General features: G+C 45.8%; 13 protein-coding genes. 4 read left to right on the top strand and 9 right to left on the bottom strand.

Annotated elements, in window-relative coordinates; all coding sequences use genetic code 11:
• Positions 1-30: 30 nt before the first annotated feature.
• A complete protein-coding gene (gene xth / locus OEU88_RS16730) occupies positions 31-816 on the top strand; it encodes an exodeoxyribonuclease III (RefSeq protein WP_262696358.1) in 786 nt (261 codons plus the stop codon).
• A gap of 134 nt (positions 817-950) precedes the next feature.
• Here the strand turns inward: xth and OEU88_RS16725 are convergent, their stop codons facing one another.
• From OEU88_RS16725 to ilvD, 4 genes are all read right to left on the bottom strand, one after another.
• A complete protein-coding gene (locus OEU88_RS16725; RefSeq protein ID WP_262696357.1) occupies positions 951-1,538 on the bottom strand; it encodes a hypothetical protein in 588 nt (195 codons plus the stop codon).
• A gap of 125 nt (positions 1,539-1,663) precedes the next feature.
• Entirely contained in the window at positions 1,664-2,068 is a 405-nt protein-coding gene (locus OEU88_RS16720) for a hypothetical protein (RefSeq protein ID WP_262696356.1), read from the bottom strand.
• Positions 2,069-2,079: 11 nt separating this feature from the next.
• Positions 2,080-2,499: a hypothetical protein gene (locus tag OEU88_RS16715; RefSeq protein WP_262696355.1), complete on the bottom strand. Its 420-nt coding sequence runs from the start codon at positions 2,497-2,499 to the stop codon at positions 2,080-2,082.
• A 94-nt stretch (positions 2,500-2,593) separates the two neighbouring features.
• Positions 2,594-4,444 carry a dihydroxy-acid dehydratase gene (gene ilvD, locus OEU88_RS16710; RefSeq protein WP_262696354.1) on the bottom strand — a complete coding sequence of 617 codons (1,851 nt, stop codon included), beginning with the start codon at positions 4,442-4,444 and terminating at the stop codon, positions 2,594-2,596.
• A 208-nt stretch (positions 4,445-4,652) separates the two neighbouring features.
• Between ilvD and OEU88_RS16705 the strand changes: the two genes are divergently transcribed.
• Positions 4,653-5,477 carry an MBL fold metallo-hydrolase gene (locus OEU88_RS16705; RefSeq protein ID WP_262696353.1) on the top strand — a complete coding sequence of 275 codons (825 nt, stop codon included), beginning with the start codon at positions 4,653-4,655 and terminating at the stop codon, positions 5,475-5,477.
• A gap of 8 nt (positions 5,478-5,485) precedes the next feature.
• Here OEU88_RS16705 and OEU88_RS16700 read toward each other — a convergent pair whose 3' ends face one another.
• Positions 5,486-6,007, bottom strand: coding sequence for a PAS domain-containing protein (locus OEU88_RS16700; protein ID WP_262696352.1), 522 nt, complete (start codon positions 6,005-6,007; stop codon positions 5,486-5,488).
• A gap of 105 nt (positions 6,008-6,112) precedes the next feature.
• Positions 6,113-8,758, bottom strand: coding sequence for a valine--tRNA ligase (locus OEU88_RS16695; protein WP_262696351.1), 2,646 nt, complete (start codon positions 8,756-8,758; stop codon positions 6,113-6,115).
• A gap of 276 nt (positions 8,759-9,034) precedes the next feature.
• Here OEU88_RS16695 and OEU88_RS16690 point away from each other — a divergent pair, with 276 nt between their 5' ends.
• Positions 9,035-9,655: a DUF1295 domain-containing protein gene (locus OEU88_RS16690; RefSeq protein ID WP_262696350.1), complete on the top strand. Its 621-nt coding sequence runs from the start codon at positions 9,035-9,037 to the stop codon at positions 9,653-9,655.
• Between the two features lie 385 nt (positions 9,656-10,040).
• On the top strand, positions 10,041-11,123 hold the full coding sequence (locus OEU88_RS16685; protein ID WP_262696349.1) for a retropepsin-like domain-containing protein: 1,083 nt from the start codon (positions 10,041-10,043) through the stop codon (positions 11,121-11,123).
• Between the two features lie 27 nt (positions 11,124-11,150).
• Here OEU88_RS16685 and OEU88_RS17630 read toward each other — a convergent pair whose 3' ends face one another.
• The 3 genes from OEU88_RS17630 to OEU88_RS16670 form a co-directional block, all read right to left on the bottom strand.
• Complete coding sequence (locus OEU88_RS17630; protein WP_317279145.1) at positions 11,151-11,753, bottom strand: DUF2497 domain-containing protein; 603 nt, start codon at positions 11,751-11,753, stop codon at positions 11,151-11,153.
• Between the two features lie 188 nt (positions 11,754-11,941).
• On the bottom strand, positions 11,942-13,327 hold the full coding sequence (locus OEU88_RS16675; RefSeq protein WP_262696348.1) for a TolC family outer membrane protein: 1,386 nt from the start codon (positions 13,325-13,327) through the stop codon (positions 11,942-11,944).
• A gap of 167 nt (positions 13,328-13,494) precedes the next feature.
• Positions 13,495-14,148, bottom strand: a complete 654-nt coding sequence (locus tag OEU88_RS16670; RefSeq protein WP_262696347.1) for a protein-L-isoaspartate O-methyltransferase family protein — start codon at positions 14,146-14,148, stop codon at positions 13,495-13,497.
• Positions 14,149-14,215 lie beyond the last annotated feature (67 nt).

Raw genomic sequence — 14,215 nt, 5'->3', positions numbered from 1 at the left:
GTTCATCATCGGCAATCCAAAGGCAGTATTGTGAAAATTGCGACCTTCAATATCAATGGAATCAAGGCACGTTTACCGCGATTGTTAGAATGGCTTGATGAATTTGAGCCTGATGTTGCCTGCTTGCAGGAAATAAAAAGCGTTGATGAAAACTTCCCTCGCCTGGAGTTTGAAGAACGTGGCTGGCATCTGGAAACACATGGCCAAAAATCATTCAACGGCGTTGCTCTGTTATCGCGCCACCCTATTACTGATGTTATGCGTCGCCTGCCATCTGTCGATGGAAGCAATGAAGATACTGATGAACAAGCGCGTTATATCGAGGCCACAATCAAGGGCGTGCGTATTGCGTCAATTTATCTACCGAATGGCAATCCGCGCCCAGGGCCTAAATTTGACTACAAGTTGGCATGGATGGAACGCTTGACTGCCCATGCAGCACGGCTGCGAAATAGTGAACTGCCAACCGTGCTTGCTGGCGACTACAACGTCATTCCAGAAGATATAGACTGTCACAATCCACCTGCCTGGGTGGACGACGCACTTACTCAACCCGAAAGCCGCGGCTGGTTAAGGGCAATAATCAACCTGGGTTACACAGACGCTCTTCGCCAAATAAAACCTGAAGGTGCAGCATACAGTTATTGGGATTTTCAGCGCGGGGCATGGCCCAAAGACCACGGTATCCGCATCGACCACCTTTTACTTTCACCGCAAGCAGCGGATATCTTGCTAGATTGCGATGTGGACCGTATTCCGCGTGGTAAGGAAAAATCCAGTGATCATACGCCGGTATGGATTACATTAGACATTTAGCAAGCGATAAACTTCATCTATGCAATTTACAGCAGATTAAGCCATCAAAGCTTGGTGTGCTATACTCATCAAGGCTTGTGTTGCTTGTTGCATCAGTGTGAGCAGCGCCATGAAATTCAATCAGGTATCCAACGTCATTGGCGCAACACCATCTGAACCGTTGCCATACGTGTCCATTCCTGACCGCCATCTGTTGATTGATCAAGTGTCATTTCGCGTAAACCATCACCGGTGATTTTCCATATCATGCGTTGCAGCTCAGAACCGTTATCATGAGGGGCATGCCCTACAAAACGCATACTGTCTGCAAATCTTTTGCCCCGAAAACTGGTAACAACAGTGCCTGTGTCGTCCACCCATACTTGCCGCCAGTTTTTCTCCTTGGTATCATAGGTACTTACAGTAATTTCAGCTAAACCATTTCGACCTGTCAGGGGAGCAAATATCTCTCCCCAGTTTTCATACGAAACGAATTCAAGTGAAGCACACCCCCCGAGTGCAGAACGGTGCACAGAGAAACCACCCTCAACCCATCGTTCATCAACCAGAACCTTCATGTCCCAGATACCATGCATAAAATCCATCTCATGGTGGTCAGTACTGGTACAGCTGGGACTTTCGTATGGCGTTTCCCCAATAATATGTGACATGGAAATATCTTGAGTTTGAGCAGGTTCACTCACCAAAGTAACAATCAATATCATTATCGCGGTAAATTTCATGGTCAGCACCTATATTTGAATGCCACCCTTTTACCTTTCGCGCGTAAAAAAAAACCGAACAAAACGTTCGGCTTTTCCTAAAACTTTAAACAACAGTTTATCAAACCGCCGCCTACATAAATCCGTTACTCATTAGTATCCACAGAAGCCTCGTCAACTTGTGCAGTACAAAAACGATACCGAACACCATGCGCGGCTGGAATAGCGAAGGTAATATAAAACCCTACTACAAATTGAACGACCCAGAATAGAACTGCGATGTCGCTAAATGCGGCAATTGCCGATGGAATAACAAACACCGCGTAAAGCATTATCAAAACGACACCAAAGTCGGTGACATACGGGTTTTCCATCCCTTCTGTTGAAGACTGTAATGCAGTGTATGTAAGGTTTGCAGAAAACATCGAATAGATAAAACAATATGAAACCGTTATGATTATACTACCTGCAAGGCCGTTTCTATATTGAGCTACGGCGTCTGGATTAGTTGCTTGCTCAACAAAACCGGGAGTTAGCCCCAAAGCGCTCAATACCAATGTTACTAAATACCAACGAGCGTGATTAGAATGCCGATTAATAGTAATTTGAGTGAATTAATCGCCATGGCTTTGAAACGCCCATCCGCAAATGACCAACTAGCGCCGCTAGGTCCAAATGCAGAAAGATTGACCCAATAATTAAAAACATGTGACGTCGCGCCAAGAAAAATGATCAATGCAACTAAAGATGCGAATGCGATACCGCCAATGCCGTCAAGTTGGCCATTTTGAACGCTTTGAAGCAAAACTTCAGCGTTCGCTACATCAAAGCCAGAGAGCAATACAAGTATAAAAGCAATGATTATCGCAGCAATACTCGCCACAATGAAGACAAGCAATGATGTAAAAACACTGCCAATATTCTGCAATGGTAAATTAGCTGCTTCTTTAAATACAGCCATTGTCGGAAATTTTTTTTGCATATATGCCCCCTTAAATTGAAGCATAACGCTACTCATGCTTGTATATAATGCAAGTATTAACAGCGTTTATGACGATCAACTTTACAATGAGGCGTTATTCCACTTGCGACACATCGCGCACCGCCCCTTTACTGGCTGAGGTCGTGAGCGCGGCATATGCCTTAAGCGCTGCTGTGATTTTGCGCGCACGAGGCGCAGCCGGTTTCCAGCCACCTGTACCTAAAGTATCCATAGCTAAACGCCGGGCGGCCAAAATTTCGCCGCTAACTCGCACGTTGATACTGCGCTCAGGAATATTGATATCAATCATATCCCCTTCTTCTACCAGACCAATAGCGCCGCCTTCAGCTGCTTCCGGGCTTGCGTGTCCAATTGAAAGTCCGCTTGTTCCGCCAGAAAAACGCCCGTCAGTGAACAGTGCGCACTCAGCGCCTAACCCCATAGATTTTAGGTAGCTGGTAGGATATAGCATTTCCTGCATCCCCGGTCCGCCTTTAGGGCCTTCATACCTTATGAGTACAACATCACCTGCCGCGATGTCTTTACCAAGAATAGCAGCCACGGCAGCATCTTGACTTTCAAACACACGGGCGCGTCCTGAAAATTTCAATATACTTTCGTCTACGCCTGCAGTTTTGACGATGCACCCTTCTTCGGCAATGTTACCAAACAACACCGCTAAGCCACCATCTTGGCTATATGCATTTGATTTACTACGAATGCATCCACTTTCACGGTTCAGGTCCAAATCCTTAAAGCGACGACTTTGACTAAAAGCGGTTTGCGTTCTCACACCACCAGGTGCTGCTTTAAAAAAATGCTGTAACTCTTTGTCATTACTTATTTTAACGTCATACCTTTGAGTAGCCTCACTCATTGAAGGCGTGTGTATTGTGCTACATTCGCCGTTCAACAGTCCGGCCCTGTTTAGCTCGCCCAATATGCCAAATATCCCACCTGCACGGTGTACATCTTGAATATGATAGTCAGGTGTTGCGGGCGCAACTTTGCACAAATTTGGTACCCTGCGCGACAGACGATCAATATCCGAAATTGAAAAGTCGACCTGCCCTTCACGTGCGGCAGCTAACAAATGCAGAACCGTGTTCGTGGACCCCCCCATTGCGATATCAAGTGTCATCGCATTTTCAAATGCTTTAAAATCTGCAACAGAGCGCGGCAAGACTGAGTTATCATCATTCTTATAATGTTGTTTTGTAATATCCACTATCAACCGTGCAGCCGTTAAGAACAAAGACCGCCTATCAGCATGCGTTGCCAGAACAGTACCATTGCCTGGTAAAGCCAAACCAAGCGCTTCCATCAAGCAGTTCATGCTATTGGCCGTAAACATCCCGCTACAGGACCCGCAAGTAGGACACGCCGCTTTCTCTATGCGCGCAACGTCTTCGTCAGAGATATCCGGATTGGCAGCATCGACCATGGCATCTACAAGATCCAGTTTGCGTTCAGTGCCATCATAGTCATCTTCGCCAGCCTCCATTGGGCCTCCGGACACAAAAACCGCTGGAATATTGAGACGCATCGCAGCCATTAACATACCAGGCGTGATTTTGTCGCAATTCGAGATACAAACCAATGCATCCGCACAGTGTGCATTAGCCATATATTCTACGCTATCTGCAATAATTTCACGGCTAGGCAAGCTATAGAGCATACCATCATGTCCCATTGCGATACCGTCATCTACGGCAATGGTATTAAACTCTTTTGCAACACCACCTGCGGCCTCGATTTCGCGGGCAACAAGCTGACCCATGTCTTTTAAATGAACATGCCCGGGCACAAACTGGGTAAAACTGTTTGCTACTGCAATGATAGGTTTTTCAAAATCATCATCTTGCATGCCCGTTGCCCGCCAAAGGGCACGAGCACCTGCCATGTTACGACCGTGTGTTGATGTGCGCGATCGATAGTGACCCATTTTACGCTCCGTTCAAATCTTACAAACCACTTGCCTGACCGTAGTCAGTTTAGCGAGACTTTAGCTATATGAATTCCCAAAGTCGATAATTTTTAGGTAGTTTTACGCGTTATTTTTGAAATATTATTACTAAACTTATTTACGACTTATTTTTAAACAATTGCATGCTAGAAACATGAGAACTGACAGCTTAAGCGAGGAAATAACTATGAGCTCGAAAACCATCCCTATCATTTCGTCATGTGCATTACTTTTTGCAGTGTCTGCGCCTGGGCAAACTACCGAAATATGCCATGTAGCAAATGCTGGATTCCTCGTTAAAGGTGAAAAAACGTCTGTGTTAATTGATGGGCTTATGATCGAAGATCAATATGAAGGCCGGTTTGCTCTGCCATCTCAAGAAACACAAGAACAAATGATGAAGCGCACAAACCTTTATGACAATTTGTCCGTTGTGGTTGCAACACATCTTCACGGTGATCACTTTGACCCCAAAGCAACGGTTGCTCACCTTCGTACCAATCCAACAGTTAACTATGTGCTACCTGCAGATACTCTATCCTCTCTTGAAGCCAATGGTTTAACCCAGGAAGAACAATCACGCATAACATTTGCTCCCGACAATACACAGTCGAGCTACAATTTTGATGGCGTTACCGTTGAGGTTTACGATATTGATCACGGCCCTAACATGCCGCAAAATAACGGCTACCGCATCTCTGTTGATGGCAAAAGTGTGTTTCATACTGGTGATATCAACACAACACGCGATCAATTATCCGGAAGCGGCGTGAACGCACTAGCAGTTGATGCCTTACTTATCCCTTTCTGGTTTGGCATGAATGATAATGAACAACGAGCAACCATTGATGAAAGCTGGTCATATACACGTATCGTTCCTACACATTTTTCCGCAAAACCAGCAGCGTGGATGGAACAATTTGGTGGTTTTGGAAAACTAAAGCAAGCAGCAGCAGCAGCTTTTGACAATGCTGTTATTGTCGCCAACGAAGGCGAATGCACTAAATTATAGGGCATTACCTATAGATACATTCGCAATTCAAGCGAGTCTGGCGCAGGCAACATTATGACCTGAGGTTGGTTAGTACCGTCTGTCATTGGGAAGGCACCGACTGTCACATTTGTGGTAAACTCTGATTGATCGTTCCCAACAATGATGCGCGCAAAGGCTGGTTGGCTAGTCTCCAACACATGGCGCATAACGTCGCGCCGGGTATCAAAGCAACCTGTTGCTGTGAACTCATGTAAGTACTGCCCTTGAAGAGACCCCCGTGTCATTTCTGCAGCGGAATTCCCCTGAAGGTACAAAAGATATTCATCGTTGTCGCCGTTCATTTCCCGACGAAACATCATAAGCCAACGCAGTAGCTTTGGAATAGCTTGCGGTGAAAACTGCCCCCGATCAGGGATTTGACCGGCGTTCAGGCTATTCCAATATTGAACAAAAGCGCCTGCCGGGTGCGCAAGATCAATGGCATCTGCATCAAGATACGCTAACGGCGCATCACAAATAGACTGTAAATCACTATGCCAATGGAACAAACATTCCCCCTCATCAGAGGAAATATACTCCTATTAACAAGCATAAGACGCAATGTTAACTTGAACACGAAGGATGTTTACTATTTAAAATCAATTACTTGAAATCTATAAAGCAAGCCGTTTAAGGGCCTCTTTTAGTTTATCAATCTGTTCTTCGTGGTCATTTAGTTGCTCTTTTGCCTCAGCGACAACATGCTCAGGTGCTTTTGCAACAAATTTCTCATTGGACAGACGCCCCTTCAAAGCGTCGGCTTCTTTACTGAGCTTTTCGATATTTTTCTCAAGTCTGGCTTTTTCTGCGTCCAAATCCATCAAATCTGCCAATGGTAAATAAACGGTGACTTCATCAACAACAAGCTGAGCGGCGCCTTTACTTTCTGCTGCATTCACGCATTCTGCCTTTTCAAGGCGTGCCAACCTGCAGATCATATCTTGCCAATCGGCCAAGCGCTGTTTTGTTACATCGTTTGCGCCGACAACCAAAGCAGTTGCTTTGGCACCTGCCGGTACATTCATTTCGGCCCGTATTGATCGAATTTCAGTAATAAATTTAATGGCCCAGTTGACCTCGCCTGCTGCAGTCTCATCAACCGCATCAATCGTCGGCCATTCAGCCAATATCAGGTCCGTCGCACGGCTTTCCCGCGTAGCATGCCAAAGCTCCTCTGTAATGAATGGCATAAACGGATGCAATAGCACCAATATTTGGTCCAACACCCACCCAGCAACGGCACGTGTCTCAGTTTTAGCATCTTCATCGTCGCCCCAGAAAACAGGCTTGATCAACTCAACATACCAGTCACAAAAAGTACCCCATGTGAAATGGTAAATTGTATCTGCAGAGTCGTTAAAACGAAAGGCATCCAGTGCCCCTGAAAGGCCTTGTGCCGTTTTTGTGACTTCGCTCATGATCCATTTATTTACGGCAAGGTTTGGCTGCGGCTGAACACCGTCAGAACCGTTAATACCGTTCATTTCGCAGAAACGGGCGGCATTCCATAATTTGGTGCCAAAATTTCGGTACCCTTCGATCCGTTTTTCATCAAGCTTGATGTCTCGCCCTTGCGCTTCCATCGCTACCAGTGTGAACCGCAGTGCATCCGCACCGTATTTCTCGACATGCTCAAGCGGGTCAATCACATTGCCTTTGGACTTTGACATCTTTTGACCATTAGCGTCTCGCACAAGCGCGTGCACATAAACGTTCTTGAATGGCACTTCGCCCATGAAATGAATGCCAGACATCATCATGCGAGCAACCCAGAAAAAGATAATATCAAAGCCTGTGATCAACGTGGCGTTTGGATAATATTTAGCAAGTTCAGGCGTTTCTTCCGGCCAACCCATCGTGCTATACGGCCACATCGCACTGGAAAACCATGTATCCAGAACATCTTCATCACGCGTAAGAGAAACGTTTTCCCCAAACTTTTCTGTAGCAGCAGCCTGCGCTAATTCCTCTGTTTCCTCAACAAATACAGTACCGTCTGGTGCATACCATGCTGGAATACGATGACCCCACCATAGTTGCCGCGACACGCACCATGGCTGAATATTTCTCATCCATTCAAAATAGGTTTTTTCCCAATTCTTCGGAATGAAATTAGTTTTACCTGTCTCAACAGCTTCGATTGCAGGTTTAGCAAGCGTTTCTGCATCTACATACCATTGCTCTGTGAGCCATGGTTCGATAACTACACCGCCGCGATCACCGTAAGGCACCATATGCCTGCGCGGCTCTACTTTCTCAAGGAGGCCTAGGTCATCGATATCAGCAACGATTGCCTTACGCGCTTCGTAGCGGTCCATACCACGGTACTTTTCAGGTGCATTTGCATTAATAGCCGCATCCTGATCAAAGATATTAATCATCGGTAGGTCGTTGCGTTTACCTACTTCAAAATCATTAAAATCATGTGCAGGCGTAATCTTAACCGCGCCTGAGCCCTGCTCCGGGTCAGCATGTTCATCAGCAACAATCGGTATAAGGCGGTCAACAAGCGGCAAACGCACATGCTTGCCAATAACATCTTTGTAACGCTCGTCAGACGGGTGTACAGCCACTGCCGTATCACCAAGCATTGTTTCTGGCCGTGTTGTAGCGACAACCATATATCGCCCTTCCATCCCGTCAATTGGATAACGGAAGTGCCAAAAGTGGCCATCAACTTCTCTCTGCTCAACCTCAAGGTCCGAAATTGCTGTTTTAAGTTTCGGGTCCCAATTAACCAGGCGCTTATCTTTGTATAGTAGCCCGTCTTTATATAGCTGAACGAACTTCTTCAAAACGGCTTCTGAACGCGGCTCATCCATTGTGAAAGCTTCACGCGACCAGTCACAGCTAGCACCCAATCGGCGCAGTTGCTGCGTGATGGCATTGCCAGACTCTTCTTTCCATTGCCACACACGGTCGATAAAGGCATCACGCCCCATTTCACGACGCGAAACATTACTGCCTTCTGCCGCCATTTGGCGTTCAACTACCATTTGTGTTGCAATGCCAGCATGATCTGTGCCCGGCTGCCATAAAACATCTTTACCGCGCAATCGTTCAAACCGCGTCAGAACATCTTGCAAGCTGTTGTCAAGCGCATGCCCCATATGCAAATTGCCCGTCACATTAGGTGGCGGCATTACAATGACATAAGGTTCAGCGTCAGGGCGTTGGCCACAAGCAAATGCACCTGTGCTTTCCCAATGCTGGTACCATTTCGTTTCTATGTCGTTGGGTGAATATGTCTTATCGAGCATGTATTTAACCTGATGTACTTATTATGACCGGATTGCCGGTGAAACAGCGCAGCAAAATGCACAAAATTACAGCAAAACAAAAGCTTTGATTTTAGTTTTACCCTGAAATTATCACTCTTACACAAGCCGCACATGAAAACTACGCATTTTAACAATGAAATGATGGTCACACTGACGTGTGTGCCAGCATTTGCAACTCAACCTAAACATAGGAAATACAACCCATATTTCTTTTCGCTCCAAATTCTGTTATAGGAATGAGTAAGGGGTCATATTTTGAAAAAGAAACATTTTATCGACAGCCATAAGGTCGCAACAGCGTTTGCCGTTTTAGGTATGATGTTCTGGACTGGCAACCTCGACAACACAACAGCGTGGGTATATTTTGGCCTTCATGGTGCATACGGTATGCTATGGATGCTGAAAAGTACCCTCTTCGGTGACAGGCAATGGGATCAACCAACCAGTCTCTGGTATGGGATTGTCATCTGGATTGCACTGACAGGCTACTGGATAGCCCCTTACCTCATTTTAACAACAGATTTTGAAGTGCCCGCATGGTTCCTGGGTGCCGCTATCTTCGTTTTTACTATTGGTGTTTTCTTTCATTTCACAGCCGACATGCAAAAACACATTTCGCTTAAATTAAAACCAGATCATTTGATACAGGAAGGCGTCTGGGGCCGAACGCGCAACCCAAATTATTTTGGCGAATTATTGATATACCTTGGCTTTACCTGTTTGGCTTGGCATTGGCTGCCTGTGCTGTGGCTCACCGTTATGATTGCCGCTGAGTGGATTCCCAACATGATCAAAAAAGATAAGTCGCTAAGCCGTTATGAGGGTTTCGCAGCTTACAAAAAACGCAGTAAGCTCATTATTCCGTTTATTTTATAATCTTACGTTGTCGTTAAAACCTCAAACTCGCATCCTATCACTTCCATTTAAATGGGCATTAAATTGCACAATCAGTATCAATTAGGTGCAGCCGTCTGTCTTGACTTCATCATGAACTTTTCCGTGCGTTGAGTTGAATTCAGTGTGCAACTCGTCGCAATTTCACAAATCAAGCATCTGTTAACCGCAGGAATCCTATACTTCATCGCACAAGCCTTCATTATCAAGGCAACTACAAATATCATCCAGAATGAAGCCGAAAAGTCGCATGGTGTGTAATTGTAATGCGGATGAGGCTTCAAAATGACAGTCAACATCAGGCTAATAACTTAAATTTGACTGACCATTAGTTGTAGTAAAGAGTTAGGAAGCATAAGAAGCCATCATGAAAAACATTACGTCATTTATATTGTTTCTTTGCTTTGCTGCAGTGCCTGCAACAATTTCTTATGCGCAAACTGAACCGCTGGCTGAATTCCCGATTAAAGTCATCGACAACAGAACCCATATTTTATTTGATGGGCCTAATGGGTTGCCTCGCCCTTTTCTTCTAGACACAGGCGCAACCACTTCTGTATTTTTTGATACTTCGGATATTCCTCAAGACGCCTACATGGACGGTGAAGAAGCCCAGATAAAATTTCCCGCCGTAGGTAAATCTGTCGTTGGCACTCGAGTAAGCAATTATGTTTTACGTGCCGGTGATCAGGTATTTGAAAGTCAAAACGGTCTGCTCATTAGTGACGGCGATGACTTGATGACAGCCCTCGAAGCAGACTTCAACGGTATCATTGGACAAGAAATCTTCACTCGGTACGTAGTTGAAATCGATCCTCAAGCCCAAATAATGCGTCTTTACCCCAATGGTACAGATTTGCGGCAGGATTATGAAATTGAACACTATATTCGCCTAGAAGACCGTACACCTTACATCACCTTCCGTTCGCGCTTACCTTGGGAAAAATCGGTTAGTCGAAAAAATATGATGCTTGATAGTGGTTACCCTGGTGGAATGGTCATTTGGAGCAACCGGCATTTCATGCAGGTAACAAGCTTGAGGGAACGCAAAGAGTTAGTTCCCAAAGGCATGGGTGTTTTGACAGCTGCAACTGTTAAGTTTGGTAGCTTACGCTTTGAAAATATGCCTATTTTTATCGCCAGCTCGGTGCCTGAACAAGCACAAGGGCGCGATGGCCTTATCGGTGCAAGCATCCTGTCACAGTATCGCCATGTCGTTAACTTTGCAGACAATCGCTTGCTGTTATCACCGTTGAAAGATGAAGAAGGTGACCCATTCCAGGTTATTGACGGTGCCGTATACACACCAAACAACGAAGATTTTTTGATAAAATTCTTTGGTCCAAAAGTGCCGATAACGCCAGTATTAACTTTGTACACGGAAAATTCGAAGAATTATTCGCCGTTCACTGATCGGCAGGCAGCAAAACAAGAAAAAAAATCGCAATAACGCCTTAGTGAAACTAGTTCTATGTCATTAGTGACGGCGGGCTATCCGCGCAACCTCGCGTTCAACAGCGTCTTTAACAATTTCAGGCAAATGTTCATCAAGCCAGCCCTGTAGCATCGGCTTTAACATCGCTCTAACAAGCGATTCTAGCGTGTTTTCAGCGCCCCCATACCCTTGAACCATCAAATGTGACAGATGTGAAAAGCTTTCTGCCGCAACGGTTTCTACCGGGCGTGACACGATGGCCTCAATGTCGCCGTCAGAAGCAAAGTCCGTCAGCTCTAGAACATCTTCCTCAGGTTCAGGCTCTGGTGCTGCGGCAACAGGTTCAGGAATTGGTTCAGGTTCAGGCGCAGGCTCCGGAATAGGTTCGGGCTCAGGCTCGGGTGCCGGTTCAGGCATTGGCTCTGGCTCAGGTTCAGGAATTGATTCAGGTTCAGGCGCAGGCTCTGGAATAGGTTCTGGTTCCGGAATCGGCTCAGGCTCCGGTTCAGCTAATGCTTCCTCAGGCAATTCCTCATCATCTTGAGGGGCTTCACCCTCTTCTTCCGACTCGTCAGAAATTATTCGGCGTATAGACGCCAGAATTTCTTCCATAGTTGGTTCATCTTCAGATGCGTCTGCGCTCATAGACCAGCCAATTATTAAAACAATCTGTATAAAACAGGTACCGTCTTGCGACTACCCTGTCAATAATTCTTAAAAGAACTAAAGGTGTTATACTGAATGAACACTAAGCAACAAGTGTTTATAAAGCCCTAACAGAAAAGGGAGCCGTTTGGCTCCCTTTATTTTAGTACGTTACTGACGAATAAGTATTACTCAATGTCAGCCCCGATAATCTTGTCTTCAACCTTACGGTAGTATGCTTCTTCGTCATAAACATCTACGCCCAAGCCTAGATCTTGCGCAGTCAAGCGCCCTGTCGCAGAGACAAGATTATACGCGGCAACAGATTCGTCGCGCTGTGCCCGCACGAGAAGCACTCGTGAATTAAGTAATTCCTGTTCAGCGTTCAATACATCAAGTGTTGTCCGTGACCCTACATAAGCTTCCTGTCGCACGCCTTCCAACGCTATTTCATTGGCGCGCACTTGCGATTCATTAGCTAAAATTTGCCCTTGCGCGGCACGATAATTATTCCATGCAACAAGTGCCGTTTCCTGTGCAACACGTTCAGCCTGATAAATTTCCATCATACGCTGACTACGCACTTGCTTCGCCTGACGGATACCTGAATGGCGCTGACCACCATTATAGAATGGCACAGTTACTTGAAGTGTTACGCTACGACGATTTGAAATTGCATCAACCGTACCTGGAGCTGCAGGGTTCACAGCCAAACCTTCGTTGCGGTTGTATGTAGCCCGAAGGTCAACAGAAGGTAATAAATTACCCTTGGCTGATTTAACGGCATAACGTGCAGCCTCTTCATTAAAACGCGCTGTTTTAACATTAGGACTTTCAGCGACGGCAATCTCGATTGCTTCATCAAGGTTTATCGGCAAAGTAGGCTTAACTGAAGGTGTTTCAAGCGTCGCTGGTGGGCGACCAATAACCCGCTGATATAGTGCACGACTTGCTTCAAGCGTTGCTTCCGCCGACAAAAGTGTTGATTTTGCACCAGCAAGGCGCGCCTCTGATTGCGCCACATCAGTACGCGTTACTTCCCCAACGCGAAAACGATCACGACTAGCTTGAAGCTGGCGCTCCAATACTTGAATATTGTTTGTATTTAATTCCACAACAGATTCGTCACGTAGTACATTCATATATGCAGTAACTGCATTCAAAAGAACCTGTTGTTCAACAGAAACAAGCTGTGCTCGCCCTGCTCTTACCTGACGTTTTGCTTGCTTTCTAGCGTTCGCGTCTTGAAACCCACGAAAAATATTCTGATCAATATTTACAGAGTAGTTATCACTATTAACATCTTGTGGGTTTGGATCAGGATCAACACCAATTCTTTGGAAATTACTTGCTCCGCGTGTAAATTGCCCTGTACCGTTCACAGACGGTAAAAATCCCGCATTTGCTTGCGAAACGCCCTCGTCAGTAGCTCTTAAAGCAGCACGTTGTGCCATCAGTTGTGGATTGCTCGCGTATGCTGCTGCCAAAGCTTCTTTTAGGCTTTCGCCTGAAGCCATGCTTGATCCGGCAAGAATTGTCGTTACTGCCAGTAAAGACTTGATCCCCAATTTCATATTCAACTCCTCAGTTCCTCGCTGTTTATTTTTTTTATTAGTACCAGCATCAACATTCACTGCAAACATCTGGCTGGAAAAGCGCTTATAACACTTTTTCCTTTAAGTTATGGCACCTAAGCACCAAAACATGACGGAATTATTGCCGTCACTCTCGTTATGCAGTCCTAAAATACAAAGGACTGTGTTTTTTCAAACCCCGGAAGTGCGGCAACATCTGCATCAAACAGATTATTATGCTCTAGAACACCATCAGTGTTTGTAATGATATGGGCGCGACCAACGCCGCGTTCAAGTTTTATGCAAACCAAACGGCCACCATCTTTTAGCTGCTTGAGCAATGCTGCGGGAATTTCTTCGACTGCTCCTTCAATAAAGATCACATCGAAAGGGCCTTGCTTGGCAACACCATCGCACATGGCACACGTCACAACGGCAACGTTCATTACATCCAGTTCTGCCAGCTTTTTCTCAGCAAGCGCGGCAAGGTCTTCTTGTTCCTCGACAGCGACAACAGCGTCAGCAAGGCCTGCGATAACAGCCGATGAATAGCCCGTTGCACAGCCAATATCGAGCACAATGTCTGTGTCTTGCACATCTGCCGCCACTAACAAGCGAGCAAACACCCGAGGCTCCATAAGAAAACGGTCGCCGCCAACGCATATATCTTCATCAACGTACGCAACAGAACGCTTGACCTTTGGCACAAAAACCTCACGCGGCACAGCTTGTATGGCAGCTATAATACGCTCGTCGTTCACCTCATTCGGGCGCAACTGGCAATCAATCATGTGAGACAGGGCTACAGCAGATTCACTCACGGTATCACCTCAAAACAGTTACATAAGCATGTGACATAAAGTGGAATCACATATTTTCTAGGCTTTA

The sequence above is a fragment of the Kordiimonas aquimaris genome (assembly GCF_025574485.1).
GTDB classification, from domain to species: domain Bacteria; phylum Pseudomonadota; class Alphaproteobacteria; order Sphingomonadales; family Kordiimonadaceae; genus Kordiimonas; species Kordiimonas aquimaris.
The sequence above is the reverse complement of the archived record's forward strand: the minus strand, read 5'-3'. Positions and strand labels throughout refer to the sequence as shown.

Coding starts and splice junctions, on each gene's coding strand:
- OEU88_RS16725 (WP_262696357.1), bottom strand. CDS start 1,538: ATGAAATTTACCGCGATAATGATATTGATTGTTACTTTGGTGAGTGAA.
- OEU88_RS16715 (WP_262696355.1), bottom strand. CDS start 2,499: ATGCAAAAAAAATTTCCGACAATGGCTGTATTTAAAGAAGCAGCTAAT.
- ilvD (WP_262696354.1), bottom strand. CDS start 4,444: ATGGGTCACTATCGATCGCGCACATCAACACACGGTCGTAACATGGCA.
- OEU88_RS16705 (WP_262696353.1), top strand. CDS start 4,653: ATGAGCTCGAAAACCATCCCTATCATTTCGTCATGTGCATTACTTTTT.
- OEU88_RS16695 (WP_262696351.1), bottom strand. CDS start 8,758: ATGCTCGATAAGACATATTCACCCAACGACATAGAAACGAAATGGTAC.
- OEU88_RS16685 (WP_262696349.1), top strand. CDS start 10,041: ATGAAAAACATTACGTCATTTATATTGTTTCTTTGCTTTGCTGCAGTG.
- OEU88_RS17630 (WP_317279145.1), bottom strand. CDS start 11,753: ATGAGCGCAGACGCATCTGAAGATGAACCAACTATGGAAGAAATTCTG.
- OEU88_RS16675 (WP_262696348.1), bottom strand. CDS start 13,327: ATGAAATTGGGGATCAAGTCTTTACTGGCAGTAACGACAATTCTTGCC.